Annotated in this window: 34 protein-coding genes; 12 read left to right on the forward strand and 22 right to left on the reverse strand. The window is 68.8% G+C overall.

Annotation, left to right across the window (positions count from 1 at the left end):
• Window positions 1-36 precede the first annotated feature (36 nt).
• The 5 genes from radA to VLI41_RS08435 are packed head-to-tail and all read left to right on the forward strand — an operon-like array spanning window position 37 to window position 5,275.
• On the forward strand, window positions 37-1,413 hold the full coding sequence (radA, locus tag VLI41_RS08415; RefSeq protein WP_325267624.1) for a DNA repair protein RadA: 1,377 nt from the start codon (window positions 37-39) through the stop codon (window positions 1,411-1,413).
• Window positions 1,410-2,015, forward strand: a complete 606-nt coding sequence (locus VLI41_RS08420) for a CvpA family protein (RefSeq protein ID WP_325267625.1) — start codon at window positions 1,410-1,412, stop codon at window positions 2,013-2,015. The genes radA and VLI41_RS08420 overlap by 4 nt, the downstream gene beginning before the upstream one ends.
• Entirely contained in the window at window positions 2,012-3,502 is a 1,491-nt protein-coding gene (gene purF, locus VLI41_RS08425) for an amidophosphoribosyltransferase (RefSeq protein ID WP_325267626.1), read from the forward strand. The genes VLI41_RS08420 and purF overlap by 4 nt, the downstream gene beginning before the upstream one ends.
• A complete protein-coding gene (locus VLI41_RS08430; RefSeq protein ID WP_325267627.1) occupies window positions 3,499-4,515 on the forward strand; it encodes a bile acid:sodium symporter family protein in 1,017 nt (338 codons plus the stop codon). The genes purF and VLI41_RS08430 overlap by 4 nt, the downstream gene beginning before the upstream one ends.
• A 10-nt stretch (window positions 4,516-4,525) precedes the next feature.
• Window positions 4,526-5,275 carry an SDR family NAD(P)-dependent oxidoreductase gene (locus VLI41_RS08435; RefSeq protein WP_325267628.1) on the forward strand — a complete coding sequence of 250 codons (750 nt, stop codon included), beginning with the start codon at window positions 4,526-4,528 and terminating at the stop codon, window positions 5,273-5,275.
• On the opposite strand, the gene der is transcribed toward VLI41_RS08435, so the two are convergent.
• Genes der through VLI41_RS08450 form a run of 3 tightly spaced genes read right to left on the reverse strand, consistent with a single transcriptional unit; the run spans window position 5,220 to window position 8,810 of the window.
• Window positions 5,220-6,641, reverse strand: a complete 1,422-nt coding sequence (gene der, locus VLI41_RS08440) for a ribosome biogenesis GTPase Der (protein ID WP_414692535.1) — start codon at window positions 6,639-6,641, stop codon at window positions 5,220-5,222. The genes VLI41_RS08435 and der overlap by 56 nt on opposite strands.
• 22 nt (window positions 6,642-6,663) lie before the next feature.
• Window positions 6,664-8,055: a PQQ-like beta-propeller repeat protein gene (locus VLI41_RS08445; RefSeq protein WP_325267629.1), complete on the reverse strand. Its 1,392-nt coding sequence runs from the start codon at window positions 8,053-8,055 to the stop codon at window positions 6,664-6,666.
• Complete coding sequence (locus VLI41_RS08450) at window positions 8,052-8,810, reverse strand: tetratricopeptide repeat protein (protein WP_325267630.1); 759 nt, start codon at window positions 8,808-8,810, stop codon at window positions 8,052-8,054. The genes VLI41_RS08445 and VLI41_RS08450 overlap by 4 nt, the downstream gene beginning before the upstream one ends.
• 197 nt (window positions 8,811-9,007) lie before the next feature.
• On the opposite strand from VLI41_RS08450, the gene VLI41_RS08455 reads away from it, so the two are divergent.
• A complete protein-coding gene (locus VLI41_RS08455; RefSeq protein ID WP_325267631.1) occupies window positions 9,008-10,096 on the forward strand; it encodes a ferritin-like domain-containing protein in 1,089 nt (362 codons plus the stop codon).
• Between the two features lie 95 nt (window positions 10,097-10,191).
• On the opposite strand, the gene VLI41_RS08460 is transcribed toward VLI41_RS08455, so the two are convergent.
• A complete protein-coding gene (locus VLI41_RS08460; RefSeq protein WP_325267632.1) occupies window positions 10,192-11,088 on the reverse strand; it encodes a LysR family transcriptional regulator in 897 nt (298 codons plus the stop codon).
• A 129-nt stretch (window positions 11,089-11,217) separates the two neighbouring features.
• Here VLI41_RS08460 and VLI41_RS08465 point away from each other — a divergent pair, with 129 nt between their 5' ends.
• Window positions 11,218-12,039: an alpha/beta fold hydrolase gene (locus tag VLI41_RS08465; RefSeq protein ID WP_325267633.1), complete on the forward strand. Its 822-nt coding sequence runs from the start codon at window positions 11,218-11,220 to the stop codon at window positions 12,037-12,039.
• A 34-nt stretch (window positions 12,040-12,073) separates the two neighbouring features.
• Here VLI41_RS08465 and panB read toward each other — a convergent pair whose 3' ends face one another.
• The 8 genes from panB to VLI41_RS08505 form a co-directional block, all read right to left on the reverse strand.
• A complete protein-coding gene (panB, locus tag VLI41_RS08470) occupies window positions 12,074-12,901 on the reverse strand; it encodes a 3-methyl-2-oxobutanoate hydroxymethyltransferase (RefSeq protein ID WP_325267634.1) in 828 nt (275 codons plus the stop codon).
• Window positions 12,902-12,907: 6 nt separating this feature from the next.
• Entirely contained in the window at window positions 12,908-13,285 is a 378-nt protein-coding gene (locus tag VLI41_RS08475; RefSeq protein ID WP_325267635.1) for a hypothetical protein, read from the reverse strand.
• Window positions 13,278-13,859 carry an RNA polymerase sigma factor gene (locus VLI41_RS08480; protein ID WP_325267636.1) on the reverse strand — a complete coding sequence of 194 codons (582 nt, stop codon included), beginning with the start codon at window positions 13,857-13,859 and terminating at the stop codon, window positions 13,278-13,280. The genes VLI41_RS08475 and VLI41_RS08480 overlap by 8 nt, the downstream gene beginning before the upstream one ends.
• 25 nt (window positions 13,860-13,884) lie before the next feature.
• Complete coding sequence (locus VLI41_RS08485; RefSeq protein WP_325267637.1) at window positions 13,885-14,253, reverse strand: DUF6249 domain-containing protein; 369 nt, start codon at window positions 14,251-14,253, stop codon at window positions 13,885-13,887.
• 118 nt (window positions 14,254-14,371) lie between these two features.
• Window positions 14,372-14,680: a hypothetical protein gene (locus VLI41_RS08490; protein WP_325267638.1), complete on the reverse strand. Its 309-nt coding sequence runs from the start codon at window positions 14,678-14,680 to the stop codon at window positions 14,372-14,374.
• On the reverse strand, window positions 14,673-15,206 hold the full coding sequence (locus VLI41_RS08495) for an RNA polymerase sigma factor (RefSeq protein ID WP_325267639.1): 534 nt from the start codon (window positions 15,204-15,206) through the stop codon (window positions 14,673-14,675). Before VLI41_RS08495 ends, VLI41_RS08490 begins: the two co-directional genes overlap by 8 nt.
• The gene (locus tag VLI41_RS08500) at window positions 15,203-15,670 is read right to left on the reverse strand and encodes a hypothetical protein (protein ID WP_325267640.1); all 468 of its coding nucleotides are present in this window, start codon (window positions 15,668-15,670) and stop codon (window positions 15,203-15,205) included. Before VLI41_RS08500 ends, VLI41_RS08495 begins: the two co-directional genes overlap by 4 nt.
• 127 nt (window positions 15,671-15,797) lie before the next feature.
• Complete coding sequence (locus tag VLI41_RS08505; RefSeq protein ID WP_325267641.1) at window positions 15,798-16,145, reverse strand: ArsC family reductase; 348 nt, start codon at window positions 16,143-16,145, stop codon at window positions 15,798-15,800.
• 13 nt (window positions 16,146-16,158) lie between these two features.
• On the opposite strand from VLI41_RS08505, the gene VLI41_RS08510 reads away from it, so the two are divergent.
• Window positions 16,159-16,407: a DUF2164 domain-containing protein gene (locus VLI41_RS08510; RefSeq protein ID WP_325267642.1), complete on the forward strand. Its 249-nt coding sequence runs from the start codon at window positions 16,159-16,161 to the stop codon at window positions 16,405-16,407.
• 4 nt (window positions 16,408-16,411) lie between these two features.
• On the opposite strand, the gene VLI41_RS08515 is transcribed toward VLI41_RS08510, so the two are convergent.
• The gene (locus VLI41_RS08515) at window positions 16,412-16,657 is read right to left on the reverse strand and encodes a hypothetical protein (protein ID WP_325267643.1); all 246 of its coding nucleotides are present in this window, start codon (window positions 16,655-16,657) and stop codon (window positions 16,412-16,414) included.
• Between the two features lie 247 nt (window positions 16,658-16,904).
• Entirely contained in the window at window positions 16,905-17,615 is a 711-nt protein-coding gene (locus VLI41_RS08520) for a NifU family protein (RefSeq protein WP_325267644.1), read from the reverse strand.
• A gap of 104 nt (window positions 17,616-17,719) precedes the next feature.
• Between VLI41_RS08520 and VLI41_RS08525 the strand changes: the two genes are divergently transcribed.
• The 4 genes from VLI41_RS08525 (at window position 17,720) to VLI41_RS08540 (ending at window position 19,444) form a co-directional block, all read left to right on the forward strand.
• Window positions 17,720-18,157, forward strand: a complete 438-nt coding sequence (locus tag VLI41_RS08525) for a group III truncated hemoglobin (protein ID WP_325267645.1) — start codon at window positions 17,720-17,722, stop codon at window positions 18,155-18,157.
• A gap of 8 nt (window positions 18,158-18,165) precedes the next feature.
• Window positions 18,166-18,474, forward strand: coding sequence for a DUF1971 domain-containing protein (locus VLI41_RS08530; RefSeq protein ID WP_325267646.1), 309 nt, complete (start codon window positions 18,166-18,168; stop codon window positions 18,472-18,474).
• Between the two features lie 132 nt (window positions 18,475-18,606).
• Entirely contained in the window at window positions 18,607-18,765 is a 159-nt protein-coding gene (locus VLI41_RS08535; RefSeq protein ID WP_325267647.1) for a hypothetical protein, read from the forward strand.
• Window positions 18,766-18,781: 16 nt separating this feature from the next.
• Window positions 18,782-19,444, forward strand: a complete 663-nt coding sequence (locus tag VLI41_RS08540; RefSeq protein WP_325267648.1) for a uracil-DNA glycosylase family protein — start codon at window positions 18,782-18,784, stop codon at window positions 19,442-19,444.
• Here the strand turns inward: VLI41_RS08540 and VLI41_RS08545 are convergent.
• From VLI41_RS08545 to rpe, 8 genes are all read right to left on the reverse strand, one after another.
• Entirely contained in the window at window positions 19,411-20,022 is a 612-nt protein-coding gene (locus VLI41_RS08545) for a DUF488 domain-containing protein (RefSeq protein ID WP_325267649.1), read from the reverse strand. The two genes, VLI41_RS08540 and VLI41_RS08545, sit on opposite strands and share 34 nt — an antisense overlap.
• Window positions 20,019-21,755, reverse strand: a complete 1,737-nt coding sequence (locus tag VLI41_RS08550) for a molybdopterin-dependent oxidoreductase (RefSeq protein ID WP_325267650.1) — start codon at window positions 21,753-21,755, stop codon at window positions 20,019-20,021. Before VLI41_RS08550 ends, VLI41_RS08545 begins: the two co-directional genes overlap by 4 nt.
• 35 nt (window positions 21,756-21,790) lie before the next feature.
• Window positions 21,791-22,006 carry a DUF2945 domain-containing protein gene (locus VLI41_RS08555; protein ID WP_325267651.1) on the reverse strand — a complete coding sequence of 72 codons (216 nt, stop codon included), beginning with the start codon at window positions 22,004-22,006 and terminating at the stop codon, window positions 21,791-21,793.
• Between the two features lie 177 nt (window positions 22,007-22,183).
• Window positions 22,184-22,717: a DNA starvation/stationary phase protection protein gene (locus tag VLI41_RS08560; protein ID WP_325267652.1), complete on the reverse strand. Its 534-nt coding sequence runs from the start codon at window positions 22,715-22,717 to the stop codon at window positions 22,184-22,186.
• A 48-nt stretch (window positions 22,718-22,765) separates the two neighbouring features.
• The gene (locus VLI41_RS08565; protein ID WP_325267653.1) at window positions 22,766-22,960 is read right to left on the reverse strand and encodes a hypothetical protein; all 195 of its coding nucleotides are present in this window, start codon (window positions 22,958-22,960) and stop codon (window positions 22,766-22,768) included.
• Window positions 22,957-23,421, reverse strand: a complete 465-nt coding sequence (locus tag VLI41_RS08570) for a DUF488 domain-containing protein (RefSeq protein ID WP_325267654.1) — start codon at window positions 23,419-23,421, stop codon at window positions 22,957-22,959. Before VLI41_RS08570 ends, VLI41_RS08565 begins: the two co-directional genes overlap by 4 nt.
• Before the next feature lie 186 nt (window positions 23,422-23,607).
• A complete protein-coding gene (locus VLI41_RS08575) occupies window positions 23,608-24,105 on the reverse strand; it encodes a gluconokinase (RefSeq protein WP_325267655.1) in 498 nt (165 codons plus the stop codon).
• Between the two features lie 11 nt (window positions 24,106-24,116).
• Window positions 24,117-24,806: a ribulose-phosphate 3-epimerase gene (rpe, locus tag VLI41_RS08580; RefSeq protein ID WP_325267656.1), complete on the reverse strand. Its 690-nt coding sequence runs from the start codon at window positions 24,804-24,806 to the stop codon at window positions 24,117-24,119.
• Window positions 24,807-24,809 lie beyond the last annotated feature (3 nt).

A 24,809-nucleotide genomic window follows, 5' to 3' on the forward strand; every position in this document is an offset into this window, starting at 1 on the left:
GGCTAGACTTCATGGCGTAGCGAATCAGGAGCGTGCATGGCCCGCGACGGCGCCCTCTACGTCTGCCAGGCCTGCGGCTCGGCCCAATCGAAGTGGGGCGGCCAGTGCCCGGGCTGCGGGGCCTGGAACACCCTGGTGGAGGAGGTCGCGAGCCGTCCCCCCGGCGCGCTCGCCCCCAGCCGGACCGCCAGGGGCCGGGGCCTGGCCTTCGAGGGGCTGCAGGACGAGACGCCCTCCCCGCCCAGGATCGCCACCGGCGTCGAGGAGTTCGACCGGGTCTGCGGCGGCGGGGTGGTGCCGGGCTCGGCGATCCTCTTGGGCGGCGATCCGGGGGTCGGCAAGTCGACGCTCCTGCTGCAGGTCGCCGCCAGCGCCGCGCGGCGCGGCGCGGCCTGCGCCTACATCTCCGGCGAGGAGGCGATCGAGCAGATCCGCAGCCGGGCGCAGCGCATGGGGCTCGCCGACGCGGCGGTGAAGCTCGCCGCCGAGACGGCGCTGCGCGAGATCCTCGACGGCCTCAAGCGCGAGCATTTCGACCTGGTGGTCATCGACTCGATCCAGACCCTGTGGAGCGACGCCCACGAAGCCGCGCCGGGCTCGGTGACCCAGGTGCGCGCCGCCGCCGGCGAGCTCGTGCGCCTGGCCAAGAAGCGCGGCGTGGCCGTGGTGTTGGTCGGCCATGTCACCAAGGAGGGGACCATCGCCGGCCCCAGGGTGATCGAGCACATGGTCGACGCCGTCCTCGCCTTCGAGGGCGAGCGCGGCTATCCGTTCCGCATCCTGCGCGGCGCCAAGAACCGCTTCGGCGCCACCGACGAGATCGGGGTCTTCGAGATGGGCGACGCGGGCCTGGCGGAGGTGAAGAACCCCTCGGCCCTGTTCCTCAACACCTCCGGCGAGCGCGCGGCGGGCGCAGCGGTTTTCGCCGGCATCGAGGGCTCGCGGCCGGTGCTGGTCGAGTTCCAGGCGCTCGTCGCGCCGTCCGCCTACGGCACGCCGCGCCGGGCGGTGGTGGGCTGGGACTCCGGGCGGCTGGCGATGGTGCTGGCAGTGCTGGAGGCGCGGTGCGGCCTGGCGCTCGGCGACCGCGACGTCTACCTGAACGTGGCGGGCGGCCTGCGGATCAGCGAGCCGGCGGCCGACCTGGCCGCCGCCGCCGCCCTGGTCTCCTCCGCCCTCGACCAGGCGCTGCCGCAGGATTGCGTGGTGTTCGGGGAGATCAGCCTGTCGGGCGAGGTGCGTTCGGTGAGCCGCATGGACGCGCGGCTCAAGGAGGCCGCCAAGCTGGGATTCCGGCGCGCGCTCGGCCCGGCCGAGCTCGAGCGGCAGGCGGGCATCGCCGCTGTCCCGGTCGGCCGCCTCGGCGACGCCATTCGCCGGCTGCGCGACGAGGACTGGGGCGAACGGCCGTGACCAAGTTCGATGTCATCGTCCTGCTGCTGCTCGCGATCTCGGCGGGCGTCGGGTGGGTGCGCGGCGCGATCCGGGAGGTGGCGGCCCTGGTGGCGCTGGTCGGTGCGGGCGCCATCGCGGTCCTTGGGCTGCCTGCAATGGCGCCGCTCGTGCGGCACATCATCCACACCCGCTGGATCGCCGCCGTGGTGGCGCTCGTGGGCGTGTTCGTCATCTGCTACGGCCTGTTGCGGCTCATCGGCGCAGGCATTGCCCAGAGGGTCCAGCGGACCCACGTGCTGGGCGGGCTGGACCGCACCGCGGGCCTGGCCATCGGCGTCGCGCGCGGCCTGGCCGTGCTGGGCGCCCTCTATCTGATGTTCAACGCCGCCACGCCCGAGGACCTGCGGCCCCGCTGGATCACGGGCTCGGCGACATGGCCCGCGGCGCGCGCCATGGGGGAGCTTCTCACCCAGCTTGCGCCCCGCGGCCTGAACTTCGCCGGACGCCTCAAGCCCGCCTTCGAGCACGCGGTGGGCGGCGGCTCAGGTGACAGGACCGATATAGGAAGCTACGACGCGCCGCATCGCGGCGGGACCGACGATCCGGAGAAGGCCCCATGAGCCAGACGCACGAACGATGGTCGCCCCCCGTTCGTGACCCCTTGGACGACAGCCCGCGCCTGGAATGCGGCGTCTTCGGGATCTTCGATGTGGACCAGGCCGCGGCGATCGTGGCGCTCGGGCTGCATTCCCTGCAGCACCGTGGCCAGGAGGCCTGCGGCATCGCCTCGTTCGACGGCCAGCGGTTCCACACCGAACGCCACATGGGCCACGTGGCCGACGCCTTCGGCGGCATGGACCTGATGCAGCGCCTGCCCGGCCGCGCCGCCATCGGTCACACCCGCTACTCCACCGCCGGCGGCTCGTTCATCCGCAATGTCCAGCCGATGTTCGCCGATCTCGAGAGCGGCGGCGTCGCGCTCGCCCACAACGGCAACCTGACAAACTTCCTCACCCTGCGCGAACAGCTGGTCGGCGAAGGCCACATCTTCCAGTCCACCTCGGATTCCGAAGTCATCCTCCATCTGATCGCCCGCTCTCGAAAACGTCGGCTCGTGGAGCGGTTCATCGAGGCGCTCAGCCAGATCGAAGGCGGCTACGCGCTGGTGGCGATCACCAACAAGAAGCTGATCGGGGTGCGCGACCCTCTGGGCATTCGCCCGCTGGTGCTGGGCGATCTCGACGGCAAGGCGGTGCTGGCCTCGGAGACCTGCGCGCTCGACATGATCGGCGCCCGCTTCGTGCGCGACGTGGAGCACGGCGAGCTGGTGGTCATCGACCAGGACGGCCTGACCTCCTACCGCCCGTTCCCCGCCGAGCGGGCCCGGCCCTGCATCTTCGAATACGTCTATTTCGCCCGGCCGGACTCCATCGTGAACGGCAAGTCGGTCTACGAGCTGCGCAAGCGCATGGGCCGCAGGCTCGCCCAGGAGGCGCCGGCCGACGTCGACGTGGTCGTCCCGGTGCCGGACTCCGGCGTGCCGGCCGCCCTGGGCTTCGCCAAGGAGGCGGGGCTACCCTACGAGCTCGGCATCATCCGCAACCACTACGTGGGCCGCACCTTCATCCAGCCCACCCAGGGTCAGCGCGAGATGGGCGTGCGCATGAAGCTGTCCCCCAATCGGGCGGTGCTGGCGGGCAAGAAGGTGGTGCTGGTCGACGATTCGATCGTGCGCGGCACCAACTCGATCCGCGTGGTGCGCATGGTCCGCGAGGCCGGAGCCAAGGAGGTCCACCTGCGCTCGGCCTCGCCGCCGCTGATGTGGCCCGACTTCTACGGCATCGACATGCCCGACCGCGACAAGCTGCTGGCCGCCAACCACTCGGTCGAGGAGATCGCCAAGATCCTGAACGTGGATTCGATGGGCTATCTGTCCGTGGACGGCCTCTACTGGGCCATGGAGGCCGGCCCGCGCGACCCGGTCAACCCGCAGTTCACGGACCACTACTTCACCGGCGACTATCCGACCCGCCTGCTCGACCGGGAGATCGCCGAGGGCCGCAACGAGGCGGTCGAGCGCCAGCTCTCGTTCCTGGTCGGCGCGTGAGCGCAGAGGCCGCGCGGCCCTGCCGCGCGCGGCAGGGCTGGCTGGGACGCATCAAGCCCGACTGGTACCTTCTCCTGATCCTGTCGATGGTGGCCATCGCCACCCTCGCGCCGGCCCGCGGCGCGGCCGCGCCCGTCTTCGGCCTGGCCACCAGCATCGCCATCGGCCTGGTCTTCTTCCTGCACGGCGCCCGGCTCCCGCGCGAGGCGGTGATCGGCGGCCTGACGCACTGGCGGCTGCACCTCCTGGTGCTCGGCTCGACCTTCGGCCTGTTCCCGGTCCTCTGCCTGGGGGTGGCCGCCCTGCCCGGCTGGATCACGCCGCCGGCGCTCGCCGGCGGCCTCGTCTTCCTGGGCTGCCTGCCTTCGACCATCCAGTCCTCGATCGGCTTCACGGTGATCGCGCGCGGCAACGTCGCCGCCGCCGTCGCGGCCGCCTCGGCGTCGAACCTGCTGGGCGTGCTGCTCACCCCGCTGCTCGTCGCGCTCACGCTGCACGCCAAGGGCGCGGTGAGCCCGCATGCGGTCCAGGCCATCGTGCTGCAGCTCTTGGCGCCGTTCCTCGCGGGCCAATTGCTTCGCCGCTGGATCGCAGGCTTCGTGACGCGCAACACCGCGTGGCTGTCGAAGATCGATCGCGGCTCCATCCTGCTCGTCGTCTACACGGCCTTCTCGAGCGCGGTGGTGGGCGGGGTCTGGCGGATGATCGGCGCGCTCGACCTCGCGCGACTGCTGGCGATCTGCGCCGTGCTCCTGGGGCTCGTGCTGCTCGCCACCTGGTCGGCCGCCCGGACGCTCGGCTTCGCCAAAGCCGACGAGATCACCATCGTGTTCTGCGGCTCCAAAAAGAGCCTGGCCTCGGGGGTGCCGATGGCCGGGGTGCTGTTTCCCGGCCCGGCCGCCGGCGTCGCGCTGCTGCCGCTGATGGTCTTCCACCAGATCCAGCTGATGGCCTGCGCGGTGATCGCCTCGCGCTACGCGAACCGGCGGGACAGCGAGGCGGAGAGCCGCTAGGAAGCCCGCGATGTCCGACGCCTCCCCGCTTTCCGGCCGCATCGCGCTGGTCACCGGCGCGAGCCGCGGCATCGGCCGGGCCGCGGCGCTGGCGCTCGCCGAGGCCGGCGCGCACGTGATCGCCGTCGCCCGCACCCAAGGCGGACTCGAGGAGCTGGACGACGAGATCCGCGCTGCGACCGGCGAGGGCGCGACGCTCGTCCCGCTGGACATCGCCGAGGGCAGCGGCCTGGACCAGCTGGGCTACCAGATCCACCAACGGTTCGGCCGGCTGGACGTGCTGGTGCACGCCGCCGCGATCCTCGGGCCCATGACGCCCGTCTCGCACATCGAACCCGCCCACTGGGACCGGGTGGTGGCCGTGAACCTGACGGCGAGCTACCGCCTGATCCGCACGACGGAGCCCCTGCTGCGGGCCGCGCCGGCCGCCCGCGCGATCTTCCTGACCTCCGGTGTCGCGGCGAGCCCCCGCGCCTTCTGGGGTCCCTACGCGATCACCAAGGCGGGCCTGGAGGCGATGGTTCGCACCTGGGCCGACGAGCTCGAGAAGACGAGCATCCGCGGCGTGCTGCTGAGCCCCGGCCCCATGCGCACCCGCATGCGCGCCGAAGCCATGCCGGGAGAGGATCCGGCGAGCCTGCCCGATCCCGCCGAGCTCGGGCCGCTGATCGTCGAGCTCGCCCAGGCCGACCTGGGCCTGCCCTTCAGGGTCGTGACGTTCGCCGAGTGGAAGACGACCGGCCGCCTCGTCCCGGCCTGAGGCCGCTGCGGACCGGGCCCGGCGCGCGTTCCTCGCCAGAGGCGTATGGATTGCGGCCTGACTTCACGCTCAGCCGGATCGGCACGCCGGGCAGCTCGAAGCTCTCGCGCAGGGAATTGACCAGATAGCGCCGATAGCTGTCCGGCAGCTGGGCCGCGCGGCTGGCGAACAGCACGAAGGTGGGCGGCCGCGCCTTGGTCTGGGCCATGTACTTGGGCTTGATCCGCCGGCCGCCGACCGCCGGCGGCGGGTGCCGCTGGATGGCCATCTGCAGCCAATCGTTCAGGTCGCGCGTCTTGACCTTGGTCGACCAGTCGGCGTGCACCTTGATCACCGCCGGCATCAACCGCTCGAGCCCCCGCCCGGTCTCGGCCGAAAGGGCCACGATCGGCGCGCCCTTCACCTGCGGCAGCTGCCGCTGGGCCGCCTCGATGATTTCGGCGAGCCGGGCCTGCGGGTCGGCGACGAGGTCCCACTTGGCGAGCACGAAGACCAGCGCCCGGCCCTCCCGCTCGACCAGGTCGCCGATCTGCAGATCCTGGATCTCGAACGGGTGGGTCGCATCCATCACCAGGATCACCACCTCGGCGAAGGTGATGGCGCGGATGGCGTCCTGCACCGAGAGCTTCTCCAGCTTCTCCTGCACCTTCGCCTTGCGCCGCAGGCCGGCGGTGTCGACCAGCCGGATCCGGCGGTCCTGCCAGGTCCAGTCGACGGGGATGGCGTCGCGGGTGATGCCGGCCTCGGGCCCGGTCAGCAGCCGCTCCTCGCCGATCAGCCGGTTCACGAGGGTCGACTTGCCGGCATTGGGCCGCCCGACGATGGCGATGCGGATCGGCTTCTCGCCGGCCTCGGCCTCATCGTCCTCATTCGGCCCGGCGACCGTGGAGATCGCGGCATAGAGGTCGCCCATGCCCTCGCCGTGCTCGGCCGAGATCGGCACGGGCTCGCCGAGGCCCAGGCTGTAGGCGTCCAGGGCGCCCGCCTCGCCGGCCTGTCCTTCGACCTTGTTGGCGCCGACCACGACCGGCTTGCCGCGCTTTCGGAGCAGTTCGGCGAACACCTGGTCGAGCGGGGTCACCCCCTCGCGGGCGTCGATCAGCAGCAGCGCCACGTCGGCCTCGTCGATCGCCCGCTCGGTCTGGGCGCGCATGCGCGCCTCCAGGCTCTCGTCGGCGACGTCCTCGAACCCCGCGGTGTCGATCAGTTCGAGGTCGAGATCCCCCAGCCGTCCCGTGGCGAAGCGGCGGTCGCGCGTGACGCCCGGGCGATCGTCGACAATGGCGAGCTTGCGGCCGGCCAGCCGGTTGAACAGCGTGGACTTGCCAACGTTGGGACGGCCGACGATCGCGAGTTTCAGCGCCATGGCGTCCGTCCAAACGCCTGGTTCAGCGAAGCGCGATCAGCTGGGCCGTGTCGGTCACGACATAGATCATGTCGCCCGCCGCGATCGGCGAGAGCAGCGTCGGCGCGCCGAGGTTGACCCGCTTCTCGATCGCGCCGGTCTTGGGGTTGACCGCGACGAGCTCGCCGGACGAGCCGGCCAGAAGCAGCCGGTTGCTGGCGAGGATCGGGCTGGACCAGATCGGGCGCGTGATCCGGGTGCCGCCGATGCCGAAGAAGCCGCCGCGACGCCTGGCCACGAAGCCCTGGTTGAGGTCGCGCGTCCAATAGATCTGGCCGCTGTCGCGCGCCGCGCAGATCAGCTGGCCAGTCTTGGAGACCACATAGACGACGTCGCCCTCGGGAAGCGGCGAGGTGATCCCCACCACCGGCAGGCTCCAGCGCGCCTGACCGCTGCGCAGGTCGGTTGCGGCGAACACGCCGGAGTGGCTCACCGCATAAACGTCGCCGCGGTAGATCACCGGCCGGCCGGGGATGTCGCGGATCTCGGAAAGGGCGCTCGTGCGGCTGGCGCGCGACAGGGCCTGGTCCCACAAGTCGTTGCCGTTGGCGGTCCGCAGCGCCACCAGCTCGCCGGAGCCGAAGGACGCCACCACCGTATCGCCCGACACCGCCGGGCTGGAGGCGGCGAGGATGCGCGCGGACTCGGACAGGCCCTGGTAGGTCCACCCCGGCCGTCCGGTGGCGGCGTCGAAGGTGAGCAGCGAGTTGTCCAGCGCCACGACCATCACCCGGCCGTCGGCGACCGTGGGCGCCGCGTGGATCGGCTCGTCGGTCCGCGTTATCCAGCCGAGCTTGCCGCTCGCCGCATCGAGCTGCGCCACCAGGCGGAAGCCCGAGGAGACGTAGAGTTTGCCGTCGAGGAAGGCGAGGCCGCCGCCGAACGACTCCCGGTCCCGGCGATTGTCGTTGGGCCGAAGGTTGACGCGCCAGACTTCGGCGCCGGTGCGGGCGTCGTGCGCCGAGACCCCGGCCTCGGCGTCCATGGTGTAGACCCGGCCGGCCGCCTCGATCGGCGGGGCGGTGATGTGGACCGCGTTGTTGGTGGCCTGGCCGATGCCACGGCGCCAAACGATGCTCAGGGTCGGGGCCGCGTCGACGTTTTCCACCGACTGCTCCAGGGTGCCGCCAGGCAGCGGCCAGTCGGCCACCGGCGCGACCGGCGGCAGGGCGAAGTCGACGCCCTTCAGCGCCTCGGCCGGGGTAAGCTGCTCCTCCGGCTGCAGGATCGAGATTCGCGGGCCCTCGGCCGCGGTCTCCTTGGGGCCGGACGGGCCGTGGAACGGGTTGAGCCGGCTCACCGTCGAGCAGCCGCTCGCGCCCAGGGCGGCGCTCAGCAGGGCGGCGAGGAAGATGTGGCGGCGCTGAAGCGTCATTGCGGTCCCGGGGCTTGCGGTTGCGGCTGGGCGGACGGTCGGCCCGGCGTGGGCTGCGGCGCAGGCGGCAAGGCGGCCTGGGCCTTGGCCAGTCCCGGCACCGCCTTGGCCGAGCCGGAGTCGATCAGGTTGATCGCCGCCTTGGCGCGTTCGCGAGCCCCGTCCGGCGCGTCCAGCGCGTTGGAAATCATCGAGAACTCGCGCCTCGCCCCGGCGCCGTCGCCGGCCATCAGCTTGGCGAAGGCGAGCGCCTCGCGCGCCTGGACCCGGTAGGGCCGGCCTTCGCCGATCAACGGGGTCAAGCGCGCCTCCACCTGCTGCTCAGGGGCGGTGTCCAGGAGGGCGAAGGCAGATTTGAGGCGGGCGGCGTCGCCGATGATGGAGTCGGGCGCAGCCTGGGCCGCCCGATCGAAGAACTTCACCGCCTCGGCCGGCTTGTGGTCGCTGACGCTCAGCCCGCCGAGCTGCATGAGGGCGAGCGAGCGATAGCCCCTGGCGGGGGACCGGGAGACTTCGGTCCATAGCCGCACGGCCGTGTCCTCGTGGCCCTGCCCCATGGCGTCGAGCGCCGCTCCATACTCCTCCGAGGCCTTGGCGATCGCCTGCTGGCGATAGGCTTGCCAACCCCAGACGGCCAGGGCGGCGATCAGCGCGGCCGCGCCCAGGCCCAGCACCCACGGCAGGACCCTGAAGCCGAGCTCCCGATAGCGCTCGGAGCGAAGCTGCTCCTCGATCTCTTCGAACAGATCGGTCAATCGGGACTCCGGTTTCGATGGGTCTGGCGCCGCGCAGAGGCCGGGAACCTATAGCGCGCCGCCGCCCCTCGCAACGCTTGCCACTTGGCCGCACGGCGCGGGCCGGCCGTTCGAAAATGACGCGCCCGCCGCCTTGGGCTAACGTCGGTTTCGCGCGTGCGCGACGTCACGCCCGAAGAGCCCAAGAAAGCGCCCCGATGTCGATCAAGGATGTGTACGCGATCCCGCCCGACGGCTCCGTCTGGTCGGTGCCCCAGGCCTTCGACGCCCGGTTCAACTGGGACTACGACGACGGTCGCCAGACGATGATGCATCTCTACCGGCGCGGCGTGGAGATGCAGTGGAACGCCGAGACCCGGATCGACTGGTCGCAGGAACTGGACGAAGACAATCCCGAGCAGCTGCCGGAGGAGATGCTGCCGATCTCGGGGATGGCGAGCTACGAGGCCATGCCGGCCAAGGACAAGGCGCGTGTGCGCCGTCACTTCCAGGCCTGGCAGATCAGCCAGTTCATGCAGGGCGAGCAGGGCGCGCTGATCTGCGCCGCCAAGATCGTCACCCAGGTGCCGGACGTGGACTCCAAGTTCTACGCCGCCACCCAGGTGATCGACGAAGCCCGCCACGTGGAGAGCTACAAGCGCCTGCTGGAGAAGTTCGGCGTCGCCTATCCGATCACCCCGCCCCTCCAGGAACTGATCGATCAGGTGCTGCGCGACACCCGCTGGGACATGACCTATCTCGGCATGCAGGTGGTGATCGAGGGCCTGGCGCTGGCCGCGTTCCAGCAGATCCGCGACCATGCCCAGAACCCCTTGGCCGCGGCGGTCAACGCCTACGTCATGCAGGACGAGAGCCGCCACGTGGCGTTCGGCCGCCTGGCCTTGCGCGACTACTACCCGCAGCTCACCCAGAAGGAGCGCGACGAGCGCGAGGAGTTCCTGCTGGAGGCCTGCTACCTGATGCGCGACCGCTTCGATGCTGTGGAGGTCTGGAAGACCCTGGGCCTCGATCCCGCCGAGTGCGCCGCGCACATGTACGATTCCGGCTTCATGCAGAAATTCCGCTCGAGCCTGTTCACCCGCATCGTGCCGATCGTGAAGGATATCGGCCTGTGGGGGGAGACGATCCGCAAGGGCTACGGCGAGATGGGCATCCTGGAATTCGCCGAGGCCGACGTGCAGGCGCTGCAGGACGAGGACGAGTCCATCGCCCGCGACTTCGACGCGCGCCGCGCATATGTCGACAGCGTCATCGCCCGCGCCGGCAAGCTGGAGCCGGCCGAGTAGGCGCCCGTCTCCCCTTCCCCTCGATGGGGAAAGGGCGGGGATTGGGGCGGACGCAGGGCGGCGAGGCGTATGGTCGGCCGGCTTCGCGCGACCGATCAGTCGGAACTTGCGTATGCGGCGAGGCCTGCGGCGACGGCGTCGAACAACAGGCGGATACGACGTACCCGTCTGGCGTCCTCGTGCATTGCGACCCAGATCTCGCGTTCGAAGGCGATCATCTCGGGCAGGACCGGGACTAGGCTCGAGTCGCGCTGCGCAAGCTTCTTGTGACAGGCGGCGATCCCGATGCCGGCCCGCATCGCCGCCAACTGCGCAGCGACATTATCGGTCCGGAAACGAAAATCCTCGCGCCGCATGTTGGAGCCGACCGGTCCGCCCGTGCGCAGGGCGTGGAAATCGCGATCTGGGCCGATGGCGCGGTGACGAGCAAGTTCGGAGGGGTGTTGCGGAAGACCGAACTTTTCGACGTAGCGCGTGTGTGCAAACAGTCCCAGTTGCGCCACGCCGACGCGGCGCGCAAGCAGCGCCTTCTGCACGGGACGCATCATCCGAACGGCGACGTCGGCTTCGCCGCGCAGAAGATCCTCGTTGCGATTGGACAACGCCAATTCCAGTTCGATCTGAGGATGGGCGTGACAAAATTCTGCGAGGATCTGTGGCAGCACCTCGACACCCACGAGGTCGCCTGCGGCCAGCCGAACGGCGCCGGAAATAGAGTCCACATCGGCCGAGGAGCCGCGGAGGGCTGCGGCGGCTGCCGAAGCCATGGCCTCGGCGTGAGGCACCAGATCAAGCCCCGCCTCCGTTGGCTTCAACCCGCGCGGCGAGCGCGTGAAGAGACCCGTGCCCAACATCGCCTCCAGGCTGTTGATCTGGCGTCCGACGGTTGGCTGGGTGATCTGCAACCGACGCGCCGCGCCGGTGAAGCTGCCTTCCTGCGCCACCGCCAGGAACGTCCGGTAAAGATCCCAGATCGCCGCGGGGCTACCCATCCATCAGCGTATGACTGAGGTGCGTAGGTGCGCAATTCCTTTCAGTCAGCAGCCGGCGCCTAGCTCCGCATGGAATCGTCGCTGCGAATGGATTTGAACATGAGACCTCACAGAGCCGGGGAGCCCGGATTGGACGCGAGCGAAACCACCGAACGGGTAGACATCGGCGGCCGCAGCTTGGCGCTGACGCGCAGCGGGAAAGGCCCGGTCACGGTGATCCTCGAGACCGGACTGGGCGCCGAGAGCTGCGAGTGGGCCGCGGTCAGGCAAGGGGTCAGTTCCGTCGCCCGGGTTTTCAGCTACGACCGGGCCAACCGCGGCAGCAGCGATCCGGCGCCGCGGCCCCGTCCCGCGAGCGCCATGGTCGACGATCTGGAGGTCCTGATCGACAGGGCCGGGCTGCCTCCTCCCTACATCCTGGTGGGGCACTCCTTCGGCGGCCTTCTCATGCGTATCTTCGCCGATCGCCACGCGCACCAGGTCGCGGGCCTTTTACTCGTGGACTCGCTGAACGATCGGCAATTCGATGTGTTCGGCCCGCTGTTCCCGCCGCCGACGGCCAGCGATCCTCCGCAACTTCAGGAGACCCGCGCCTTCTGGACCGGAGGATGGCGCGACGCCGCCTCGACACCCGAGGGTATCGATTTTCCGACCAGCCTGGCCGAAGGACGCGCCATAACCGCACTTGGCGACATTCCGCTTGTGGTCATCTCCGCCGGCACTTTCCTCAACCAGCCCATGATGCCCGCAGCGTTTCGCAGTTTGCTGCAGGAACGATGGGATGAGTTGCAGGGAGGCTTTCTCGGCTTGTCGACCCGGGCCGAGATCATCGGGGCGCCGCTAAGCGGTCATTTCGTGCAACGTGACGACCCTCTTCCGATAATCAAAGCGATCAAAATGCTGGTCGCCGACGCCGGCGCCTTGCCTGCATCGAGCCGCTCTTCGGCATGAGCGAGGCGACCTCGCTGGATCTCTCCTCCGCGCCTCACCCCGCCTTGGCGAAATAGATCTCCGCGGGGCCAGGGAAGCGGCGGGCGCGGACGTCGTCGGCGTAGGCGCCCACGGCGCGCGAGATCTCGCCGCGCAGATCGCTGTAGCGGCGGACGAACTTCGGCGTCCAGTCGAACAGGCCCAGCATGTCGTCGGTGACCAGGATCTGGCCGTCGCAACCGGACGAGGCGCCGATGCCGATGGTCGGGACCGAAACCGCCTCGGTGATCTCGCGCGCGAGGCCTTCGGCGACCCCTTCCACGACCAGGGCGAAGGCGCCGGCCTCGGCGGTGGCGCTTGCCTCCTGCAGGATCCGCCGCCGCTCCTCGCTCTCGCGGCCCTTGGCCTTGAAGCCACCCTCCAGGTGCACCGCCTGGGGCCGCAGGCCCACATGGCCCATGACCGGTATCCCGCGCTGGACGAGATACTCGACGGTCGCCGCCACGGTCGGGCCGGCCTCCACCTTCACGGCCTGGGCGCCGGTTTCCTTGATCAGCCGCACGGCGTTGACGTGCGCGGTCTCCGGCGAGCCTTCATAGGCGCCGAACGGCATGTCGACGACCACCATGGCCTGCTTCGAGCCGCGCATCACCGCCTGCCCGTGCAGGATCATCATCTCCATGGTGACGCCGAGCGTGTTCGGCAGGCCATGGATCACCATGCCCACGGAATCGCCGACCAGCAGCAGGTCGCAGTGCGCGTCGAGGATCTCCGCCATGGGTGTGGTGTAGGCCGTCAGGCAGACGATCGGGGTCTTGCCTTTACGCTGCGTAATGTCAGGCGCCGCGAGCCGCCGCAGGCGTTCCTGCCGATGAGATGACATGAAGGACTAGAGCTCCTCGATCACGCGGGAGAGCGCAAATCCCATGGCCACGATGGCCAGGGCCGATGCGATCCACACCACAGCGCCCCCGCTGTAGACGCTCGTGAGCCATTCGGCCCGTGGGGTGATCTGAGTCAAGCCGGCGCTGAGGACCTTCGCGGAATCCCCGGCGCTCTCCACACGCGACACCAGGTTCGACATCACGATCTGGCTGGCGCCGATGAGGCCGCCGCCGACGCCCGCGGCGCCGATCAGCCATCGCCGGGCGGTCCAGCCGGCGTTCAGCCGGCGCTCGACGCGCGCGGCGAAGGCGCCTGCGTCCGGCAATTCCGGCGCATCGGCGAAAAGCCGCTCGAGGCGGCGGTCGAAAGCGACCTCAGCCATTGCCGCGTTTTCCTTCCAGAGCGCCTGCCGCCGGCGCCAGTCGCGCTCTGAGCTTATCCAGACCACGTTTGACATGGGATTTGACCGTTCCGAGCGGCAGGTTCAAGGCCTCCGCCGCCTCCGCATGGCTGAGCCCCGCCCCGAAGCACAGGGTGACGCAGACCCGCTCGCCCGCCGCCAAGCCCTTCAGCGCCCCGTCGAGGTCGATGGCGGCCTCCGCGTCGCCGTGGACCACGGGCTCGTCGGCTTGCGCGCTCTCGGCGGCCAGCTCGCCCAGCCGGCGCTCGCGCTGCAGCCGCTTCAGGTAGAGCCGGGCCGCGATCCGCTTCACCCAGGCCGCGAAGGTCCCCTCGCCGCGGAACTCGGTGATGCGCTCGAAGGCGGCGATGAAGGCGTCCTGGGCCACGTCGTCGGCCTGGCTGGGCTGCGCCCCCATGCGGCGCAGCAGGCCGCGCACGGCCGAGCCGTGCCGGCGCACGAGCTCTCCGAAGGCTCGCCGCTCGCCGGTCGCCGCCAGGCTGCACAGCTCCACGTCGTGGAGACTGGCGAACCTCAGCTGTGTGGAGCCCGCCATGGGCCTCTCCCCTAGCCGGCTCCGCCTAGTCGCGCCCGCGGTTGAGGAAGTACATGACGATGAAGGCGATCCCGATGAAGGCCGGGAAGCAGGCGATGCCGATCATCGGCCAGGTCGCGTCGGGGTCGTCGTAGTTCAGCGCGACGCCCATCGCCGCCAGGCCCACGCCGACGCCCAGCCAGATGATGCCGGTGCGCAGGTCCCGCTGGGGCGACGGCGGCAGCCGCGCCCTGGCCGTGCGGGAGATCGCCTCGGTGACGTTCTCCGGCATCGGCTCGCCCTTCTCGATGGAGATCCGCATCATCTCCATCATTCGCTGCCGCTCCTGCGAGCGGAAATACATCGGTGCGATCACCATCGCGGTGATCGAGCCGAAGATGATCAGGAGGATCATTATCGCGATCATCGGTTCCCCTTTTGCTTCAACTGCACGGCATGGGCCGCCCTGCTTCTTACGGGGAAAGAGGCCCGGCCGCCGCCCTACGGATGCAGGTGGACGACTTAAACTTTGCTCATGATTCCGCGATGATCGCTTGGGCGGGCCGGCCGGCGAAGATGGCGACGCCGCAAAGCGCGGCCGCGAGCAGGCCCGCAGCCGGGGCCAGAGCGTTCGACATCGCGACCAGCTCGGGCTGCAGCCCGGGCCAAAGGCCCCAGAGCACGGCGCCGCCGAGGACGCTCACAGCGGCCAGCAAGGACAGGTCCTCGAGGCAGCGCCGCCGAACCAGCCGCTCCATCACCGCGGTCGCGAACGCCGGATCGCGGGGCGCCGGCTCGTCGGCCGCGAACAGCACCTTCAGGCGGGCGTCGGCGTCACTCATCTCGCACTCCCAGGGCTTGCAGCAGGCGCGCACGGCCGCGCGTCACATGGCTCTTGACCGTGCCGAGCGGCAGGCCGAGGGCCTCGGCCGCCTCGGCGTGGCTGAAATCGCCCGCCAGGCAGAGCGCCACGCAGGCGCGCTGGTCCGGCGGCAGGGCGGCCATCGCGCGCTCGAGGCTGAGCCGGTCGTCCAGGCGGCCCGCCTGCTCGCCCGGCGCCCGCTCTTCGTAGGCGCCCTCGCGGGCGCGGCTCCGCAGCGCCGAGCGGCGGGCGGTCAGATGTTTGCGGTAGGCGATGCCGCAGAGCCACGCCCTCACGCTCGCACCGCTCCGCAGCCGTCCGATGCGCGGCCAGGCGGCGAGGAAAGCCTCCTGCGCGATGTCGTCGGCCAGCGCCCAGTCGCCGCACGCCCGGCGCAGGAAGGCGCGCACCGCCTGCTGATGGCGCTCGACGAGCCGCGAGAACGCCTCCGTCGAGCCCGCCTGGGCCGCGGCGACGAGGGTTTCGTCGAGGCCCTCCGGCTTCATCTCGGACGGAAGGTGCTCGAGAAGATCGCCCCGATCAGGTTGCCCGCGAAGACGAAGGTCATGACGATGGCGACGAAGCGGAACGGCCAGTCGACCCCGGGTATGTTGGCATACTCCGCGGCGAACCAGAAGCCGGCGGCGATCGCCCCGGTGACGAAGGCGCTGCGCCACTGCCAGTAGGGTCCCCAGCGGTAGTAGCGGCGCCACATGCGCCGGCCGTACCAGCCGTAGGGGCCGGGATAGGGCGGCGGCGCGCCAGCGCCCCAGGCCGGGTCGGCATAGGGATCGGCGCCGCGCAGCAGCTCGGGCGGCGGCTCCTTGCCCTGGGCGTGATAGCTCTTGATCAGCTCCAGGTGATCGCGGCTGCGCTTGTAGACCAGCCAGCGGTCCCAGGCCCCGAAGACGAAGAAGCCGATGGGGAACAACAGCCACCAGTAGCTGCGGAAGACGTCGTCGAAGTACATGAGCCTTGGCCCCTGATCGGCGCGCGCGGAGCCCTCCCCGCTCGCTCTCCTCCCTAGTCGCCGCGGACGCGCCGAACGGATGCGGCGGCGCAGTATCGGTCCCAATCCGCCGCCCGGCCACCGCCGGTCAGCCGAACTCCACGGCATAGGCCTCGGGCTTGAACCCCACCAGGAGCTTGCCGTCATGGTCGAGCACCGGCCGCTTGATCATCGAGGGCTGGGCGGCCATCAACGCGATCGCCCTGGCCTCGTCGAGGTCCTGCCTGTCGGCTTCCGGCAGCTTCCTGAAAGTCGTGCCGGCGCGGTTGAGCAGCGTCTGCCAGCCCACCTCGCCGGTCCAGGCCCGGAGTCGCGCCGGCTCGACGCCGAGCTTCTTGTAATCATGGAAGGCGTAGGCGACGCCCGCCCGGTCGAGCCAGGTCCAGGCCTTCTTCATCGTGTCGCAGTTGCGGATGCCGTAGAGGATGACTGCCACCCGGGGACCTCCCATGCCAAACATCGAACTCGCCAAGGACGCCCGCGAGGCGGCGGTCCGGGCGCTCTCAGCCTACCTCAAGGAGGAGCTCGAGGTGGAGGCCACGCCGTTCGACGTGCAGTTCCTGCTCGACTTCATCGCCGAGCGGATCGGGCCCTACTTCTACAATCAGGCGCTGGCCGACGCGCAAGCCAACCTGCGCGCAAAATTCGAGCTGATCGGCGAGGCGCTCTACGAGCTCGAGAAGCCGGTGAAGGCGTGAGCGCCTACTCTCCCTCATGCTCCGTCGGACGCAGCAGGGTGACGGCGCTGCCGTTGGCCTCGCGGTCGAGGCCCGCGAGGTAGGCTGCGCCCAACGGGGTGATGTCCCAGCCCTGCCGGCTGCGAGTGGCGAACCCCAATTGCGTGAGATGCTGCGCGTCAGCGATATTGAGGAAGACGGTGATATTTCCCGTGTGCTTGTCGGCTAGATTCCGCAAGGCGCGCAGCTGACCGTCGGTGAGGCTGTCCATCACGTATCGGCGCCCTTCCCACCCCGGTTCTGTCGACCGCTCCGCGTCGCTGCGTAGGACCGCCACGAATGCGCTCCCGGGCCCCCCGTGTCCAGCCGCCGAGCCTCGCTCCCCATTCGCGCCCGATCATTTCCCGAGCACCTGAGGCTGTTGAATTTGCGAGCTGATTTTATCGCCGTGAGGTCAAATACCGTCAGGAGAGCGTCAAAAAGTTACGCTTCTGATTTGATTGAAAAATTCGGCGCAATCACATTCGCGTGCTCACTGTCGCAGACGGATCGGCAGACCCGGGTCGCTTGACGCGGATTGGCCGGCCGGCATGGGTGAACAGGGTAGGCGCGGCTTTCCGCGGCATGGCGGCGGCTTTGGCCCATCCGGCCCAACGGGGCCGGGGGCGCGTTGCGACCTCGCCCGCCACCTCCTCCACCTGCAGGACTTCGGGAATGTAGCGGCGCAGGATCTGCTCGATCCCGGACTTCAGCGTCAGCCGTGACGACGGGCAGCCGCCGCAGGCGCCCTGGAGCTTGACCCAGACGATCCCGGTCTCGGGCTCGAAGCGCTCGAACAGCACGTCGCCGCCGTCGCGCGCCACGCCGGGGCGCACGTAGAGGCCCAGCACCTGACGGATCTCGGAGGCGATCTCGTCATCGTCGGGCGCGGTCGCTGCAGCCGACCCATCGTCGGCCAAGGCCGGTTCACCGGCCTCGATGAAGTCCGCGATCGCCGAGATCACCGCGTAGCGCAAATCCGTCCAACCCGGCCCGTCGGGTGCGCGGGTGACCGTGACGAAGTCGGGCGCGATGAACACTCGCCGCACGCCATCCAAGGCGAACAGCCGCGCCGCCAGCGGCGCGTCGGCCGGGCTGGCGCACCAGCGGCTGGCCCCGCAGGTCAAGGCGACGTGCGGCAGGAACTTCAGAGCGTCCGGATTGGGCGTGCGTTCGGTGAGGATGAACACCGTAGGTCTCCGGCGACGCCCCTGCCCTGCGACACCTGAGGGCTGGCGATGCTGAAAGCAATATCATACATACATCTTTGAGCCGGTCACCGCCAGAGGCCACCATGGATAACCCCGCCGCCCAAGCCCGCCGCCAGGCCTTTGCCGCCGCCTCGCCTGTGACCGAGGCCATGATCCACAACCTGGTCCATGCCTTCTATGCCAAGGTGCGGAGAGACCCGGCGATTGGACCGATCTTCAACCGCGTCATCGCCGAGGATGACTGGCCGCCGCACTTGGCCAAGATGTGCGATTTCTGGTCGTCGGTGACCCTGATGACCGGCCGCTTCAAGGGTTCGCCCATGCAGGCCCACATCCAGGCCGGCGGCATCCGCCCGACCCATTTCGCCCGCTGGCTGCACCTGTTCCAACAGACCGCCGAGGAGGTGTGTCCGCCCGACGCGGCGGCGATCTTCGTCGAGAGGTCGCAAATGATCGCCCGCAGCCTGCAGATGGGCCTGCACCTGGCCAGCGGCGATTTCGACGCCGCCATCGCGGACTGAGGTGCGGCATGCTGCCAGCCGATGTTCGGGCCTATTCCCGCACCGCCGAATTCACCGAAACAACCGTGCCGGCGGGGCTGTTGCGCGCCCACACCACCAAAGCGGGCGCCTGGGCCCTGATTCACGTGATCGAGGGGCGTTTGGCCTACCGGATCACCGACCCGCGCCGGCCAGCTTCGGAGACGGTGCTCACGCCGCAGGGCGAACCCGGCATCGTGGAGCCCACGATCCTGCATGAGGTGGAACCGCTCGGCCCGGTGCGGTTCTTCGTCGAGTTCCATCGCCGCAAGGCCGCCGACGACGGCGGGACCTCGTAAGGTGGGCAGGTCCGTCACGTCGACCGGTTGGCTCCTGGCGCCTTTGACCGCTGGCCTGCGCGAGCCCCGGGACCCGGATAGCGGATTGGTGGGACGCATCGACACGAACCAGCTTCGATAGGAGATCGCCCGATGTTTCACCTGCTCATGGCGCCATCCAACATGGTTTGTGACGCCCTGAAGATCACCGACGAACATGAGCGCGGCATGATGCGCATGCTGGTCAACATGATGATCTTCACCGCCATCATGGTGGCGGTCTTCTTCGTCGCCTGGAAGCTCCTCATGTGATGGGAATTCTGCGCTCATGGTGACCGTCTCGCCGGACCAGCCCCAGCTCGAGGCGTTGCTGTCCAAGATTCGGGCATGCCGCGCATGCGCCGGAGAATTTGAGCATGAACCTCGGCCCGTGCTGCGGGTCGCCTCTGAGACGCGGCTCCTGATCTGCGGCCAAGCGCCCGGGCGACGCGTGCATCAGAGCGGGATTCCGTTCGACGACCCCTCGGGCGACCGGCTCCGGGAATGGCTGGGAATAGACCGCGACACCTTCGATGGCGATCCGCGCATCGGAGTGGCCCCGATGGCGTTCTGCTTCCCCGGGACAAATCCCGAAGGGGGCGACTATCCACCGCCGCCGCGTTGCGCTGCCCTGTGGCGGCACTCGCTGTTGTCCGCTCTGCCGAAGGTGGAGCTGACGCTGTTGGTGGGGTCCTATGCCCAGCGGTGGGCTTTGCGGGATACCCGCAAGCGGTCGATGACCGAAACCGTCGCCGCATGGCGATCGTACGGGCCCGCGGTGATCCCGCTGCCGCACCCGTCGTGGCGGAGCACCGTTTGGCTACGGCGCAATCCGTGGTTCGAGCAGGACCTGGCGCCCCACCTCCGCAGCCGGGTCGCCGCTCTCCTTGCGGCGCCAAGCTCTGAGCGACCTCCCGACTATCGGGACGCGAGCGTGTCGGGCGTCCCATAGACCAGGCCTCCAGCCACCCGCCTCGCGCCATCGGTGAGGACTGCCGGCTGAATGTCGTTCGAGCCCAGAACGTGAAACACCGTGGCGCCATCGGCGAGAAGATAGTCGGCGATGATCCGGCGATGGCACCGCCACCAAAGCACCTCGGAACACATGATCGCGCATGTCCGCGCCTGGCCGAGCTGGATCAATTCCGTCAGGCCGGCCCGGAATGGCGGCGTCAGAGCGTAGTCGGCGTAGTTGCGAAAGCTTCTGTTCCGCCAAAGGGTGTTGGGCGAGGTGGGCATGTCCGCAGATCGCCCCCGCAGGCCGCCGAGCGCGGCGATGTGCCGATAGCCGACCTGCCGGTTCCCGAGCTCGTCGGGCAGGACATCGATGTTGAACTGCGGGTTGGCGCGCGAGCGTGGCATTTTCCGAACGTCTGCGACGGTCTCCACGCCGGCCTCGCGCAGCAGGGCGGTGAACTCGTCGATGGACCGGGTGGAGTGTCCGATCGTGAAGAATGCACGCCGCTCCCGGTGTGAACTTTCATGCGGGCCGGCCGGGGCCTGGACGTCGCGGCTCCCGGCGCCGCTCATATCGGCATCCGATAGCCGTAGAACTCATGATCCTCGTTATAGCCTCCCTGCCCCGCGCCCAGGTGGGTGAAGTCGTCGAGGAACTCGATGGCGGCGACCCATTTCACCATCTTGAAGCCCAGCTCGTTCTCGCAACGCAGCCTGAGCGGCGCGCCATGAAGAACGCTGAGCGGAGCGCCATTCATCTCATAGGCGAGGATGGTGAGCTGGTGACGCATGTTGTGCAGAAGATGGACGTCATAGTAGCGGCCGCCATCGGCGCCGTCGGCAAGGGAGTAGAAGACGGCGTAGCGCGCCTGCGGCGTGGGCCTGACCAGCTCCAGGATTTCGCGCATGGGGACCCCGCCCCATTTGGCGACGCCGGACCAACCCTGGATGCAGAAATGGGTCGTGATCTGTTCCTGCTTCGGCAGAGCCTTGAGCTCGGCCAGCGAAAACTCCCGCGGATGCTCGACGAGGCCGCTGATGCGCAGCTTGAAGCCCGCGAACCCCGCCGCGGCCAGGTCTTCGTACGCCTTGGAACTCGGCAGCGTGCCGTTCGACCAGAAGTAGGGCGAGATGTCCTTTTCCGTCAGCTGCGAGCGGGGGTCCCACCACTCGGCCAGCCCCTTGAACCAACCGACGACAAACCTGCCCGTATGCTGCACCAGCCGCGCGTGCCGAACGGTGAATGGGGAGGCGAGCAGCCAGGCCGCGGTCAGGATCGCCATGGCGGCCAGGAAGAACGGAAAGCCGGCCCACGACTGGTTCTCGACCCCGGCGAACATGTGGTTGGTGTTCTCCCGGATGCCGGTGACGAACACCATGATCCCGTGGGCCAGGATGAAGAACACGAACCAGGAGAAGGAGATGAAGTGGACCGAGCGCATGGCCTGGCGGTTGAACACGCGCCCGAACCAGCCGAGCGCGTTGGAGATCGCCGGGCTCTGCATGAACCCGGTGGCGATCGATACCGGGGCGGCGATGAAGACGGTCGTGAAATAGCTGAGCTGTTGCAGGCCGTTGTAGCGGGTCCAGCTATGGTCCACCGGAAAATTCAAGGACGCATACTGGATGGCCGTTGAGAGCGCCGCGGGGAAGACGTCCCAGGTCAAGGGCACCAGCCGCCGCCATTGGTCGGTGGAGAACAGCAGGCCGTAGAAGATCACGCCATTGATGACCCAGAGGAGGTTCATCGAGAAATGCCACCAGCGGGCCAGGCCGATGGAATGGCGGACGCCCGGAATGCCCAACCACGACGGCAAGCTCACGGAGTCGTCCTTGGAAGTCCAAATCCGCCCCTGCGGCACTGGCTTCTGGAACCGGAACCAGTCGCTTCCGGGCGTGCAGTCCCGCCGCCAATAGAGCCTCGGGTGATCGGCCAGGATCTGCAGGCCCGCCCTGATGATGAACAACATGAAGAACATGTTGGCGAAGTGCTGGAGCTGCAGCCACCAGGGAAAGCCGGTGTCGATCGAGGGCGCTCCCTGGGCGATGCCGGGGTGCTCGCGGATGAAGGTCTGCATGGCCGGCAGTTCGCGGAGGCTCTGCGCAAGGGCGATCAGGATCATCAGCCCCGCGCCGGCAATCGGCAGCGCCCAATAGATATTGATCCACCGCCGGCCGATGCGCACCCGTGGCGCTACGCCCTCCTGCGGCGGCAGCCAGTGGCTCAGGAGCAGGCGGTCGTCCGCGTGCGTCAGGCTCGCCTCGAGAGGTTCAGGAGCCGCGGCGGGTGGGCGGCTTTCGGTCATCGGCTGGCCTTCGGGGCATCGCCCGGTCCGGGTCGTCAATCGCCCAGCTTGGAGAGGGCGGAGCCTTTGTGCATGGCGATGTGGTCGGTCTTGCTGCTCTTGATCTCGTACTGCGGATCCTCGCGGCTCGCGTGGTGGATGTAACCCTTGTGGGAGAAGTCCTCGCGATGAATCCGTACGATTTCGCCGCTGACGCGTCCCGCCTCCGAGTTCCAGCTAACCCTGTCGCCAACTTTGAATTGTTCAGCCATTACGGCTTCGCTTTCTCCGCGCCGCGCGGCAGCTCTTGGCCTCCGTTCGGATCCTTCGCGGTAGGCGCTTCAGGAGCGGTCTCCTGAGGCCCCTCCCCGCTCGCACCGCCCTCGTTGTCCCACCTTGCGAGCGCGCGCCGGCGCAGGTCGGCGGCCTCCGGAGGGGGAGGCTTTCTGCTATTGGACACGCGACGACCTCTGCGCCCGACTGGTCTCGAACAGGAACCAGGTGCGCCGTTCCGTTTCGTCGATCCAGGTCTCGATCAGGCTCGCGGTCGCGATGTCGCGATGCTCGTTGCAGACCTCGTGCGCTTCTCGAAGCCGGGCGGCGAGCGCCTGGTTGTCCTCGCAGAGCTCGGCCAGCATGTCGGTCGGCTCGACATAGTCGGCGTCATTGTCCTGAATTCTTTGGATACGGGCGATGTGGCCGATGGATCGCAAGGTCATCGCGCCGACCTTACGGATCCGCTCGGCGATCGGATCGGTCATGGCGAACAGCTGGGCAGACTGATCGTCCAGCATGAGATGGTAGTCGTGGAAGTGCGGCCCGCTCACATGCCAATGGAAGTTCTTTGTCTTCAGGTAGAGTGCGAAGACATCGGCCAGGATGGCGTTCATCGCGCCGCCGATGTCGCGGGTCGCATCCTCGGAGAGGTCCGTCGGGGTGATGAGCGGGGCCTCGCGCCTCCGCAGTACCTGTTGCTCGTTCATGTTGGCGCTCCGTGTTGACGATCTGATTCAGCCGGCCTGATCTCTGGTTCAGGCCGTGGCCGTGGACATCATGCGTTCGAACTCGAGTTCGGCCCTGAGCCCCGCCAGATCCCGGCGGACGAAGGCGGCGGCCAGCTTCCGGCCCGCGCGTCGATAGCTGACGGTGCAGTCGACGGTCGCTCGGAGCTCATTGAGGCTCTCCTTCAGCGACAGCGGAGGAGGCCAGTGAGCCAAGTTCGTCATTGGCCATCCTCCTGGGCGGGAGTTTGGCCGAGATAATCAGCGAGCGCGGCCGCCTGGTTGTGGACTTCGTCGTGTGCGCCATAGATCAGCGTGACCGGTCCGGCGGCGATGAGGTCGCGGAGGATTTTCACCGCCGGATTGACCCGAAGTTCCGCGAAATAGCGTCGGCGGAACTCCGCCCACCGTTCCGGCTTGTGACCGAACCATTTGCGAAGGCCGGTGCTCGGAGCCACGTCCCGGATCCACAGGACATCCTCGAGGTCGTGCTTGCTCAGCCCCCTCGGCCACAGCCGATCCACCAAGACCCGGCGCCCGTCGCCGGGTTCACGCGCCTGATAGGCTCTTCTAATGCGCAGCCCGGGTGCATCCGGGCGGCTGGACCTGCCATGGCGCTCGTCCCCGGAAACTTCCGGTTCGGGCGCGGCGCGGGGAGCATCGTGGCTGGAATTCGCCGTCCGCATCTTCGCCTCCAGTCCAGGATATCCGACCGATCGGCGGGTCAAGACGCCTGCATGTAGATAGTGCGCCAGAAACAGTATGGTTCATACATGTTTGATCCGCCTCGCATGAGAACGCGGCGGCGACGGGAGCAGTCCTTGGCGCGCGCCGGCGTGCGCGCACCCAGAGCCTGCCGGCGCATCCGAACGCTACGCCGCCAGCGAACGGACGATGGCCTCGACCTGCGCCTCAACAGGCTGGCCGACACCGACGACGAGGGCGCCTTCTTCCGGCGCCGGCGGCTCGAGATCGTCGAACTGACTGGCGAGCAACGAGGGCGGCATGAAGTGGCCGCGGCGCCTGGCTAACCGGTGCGACAGCAGCGCCGCGTCGCCTTTCAAATAGACAAACCGGACCTGCGGCCGGCCATCAGCCAACACTCGCCGATAGGTGCGTTTCAAAGCCGAGCAGGTGATCACCCCGGAGATGCCGCTTCGGCGCCAATCATCGATCCAGCGCGCCACGGCGGCCAGCCATGGCGCGCGATCGTCGTCCGTGAGCGGCTGCCCGGCCTTCATCTTGGCGATGTTCGCTGGCGGGTGCAGATCGTCGCCTTCCTTGAACGCCCAGCCGAGGCGGTGCGCCAGCCGGTCTCCAACGGTCGTCTTCCCCGACCCGGAGACCCCCATCATGACCAGGATCGTCACTGGGGACTGACTCACGACGCGGCGGCTTTCCCCGCTTCCCCGGCTCGCCGGATGGCGGCGATCGCCGCGCCGTAGTCAGCAGCATGGAAGATGGCGGAACCTGCGACGATCGCGCTCGCCCCGGCCTTCACGACCTCGCCGACCGTGGCGGCGTCCTGACCACCGTCGACCTCGATCACCGTCTGCAGGCCGAGCGCATCGCATTTCCCCCGCAGCCACCGGATCTTCGGCAGCACCTCGGGCAAGAAGGGCTGCCCGCCGAACCCGGGATTGACCGTCATCACCAGGATCACGTCGCAAAGGTGCAGCACGTATTCGACAAAGTCCGGCGGCGTGGCCGGGTCCAGCACCGCGCCAGCCTTGCCGCCCAGCTGACGAATGCGGCTCAGGACCCGATGCAGATGGGTGGTCGACCCCGGTTCGGCCTGCACCAGCAGGTGATCGGCGCCCGCCTCGATGAAGTCTTCCAGGAAGCGCTCCGGTTCGACGATCATCAGATGCACGTTGAGCGGCTTCCCGGTGCTCCTGCGGATCGCTTTCACCACATCGGGACCAAAGGTGATGTTCGGCACGAACCGGCCGTCCATCACGTCCACATGGATCCAGTCCGCGCCCGCCGCGTCCACCGCGCGCACCTCATCTCCGAGGCGCGTGAAGTCCGCCGCGAGGATCGAAGGGGCGATGATCAGGGGAGGGCTCATGTG

The sequence above is a fragment of the Phenylobacterium sp. genome (assembly GCF_035475775.1).
Classification (GTDB): Bacteria; Pseudomonadota; Alphaproteobacteria; order Caulobacterales; family Caulobacteraceae; genus Phenylobacterium.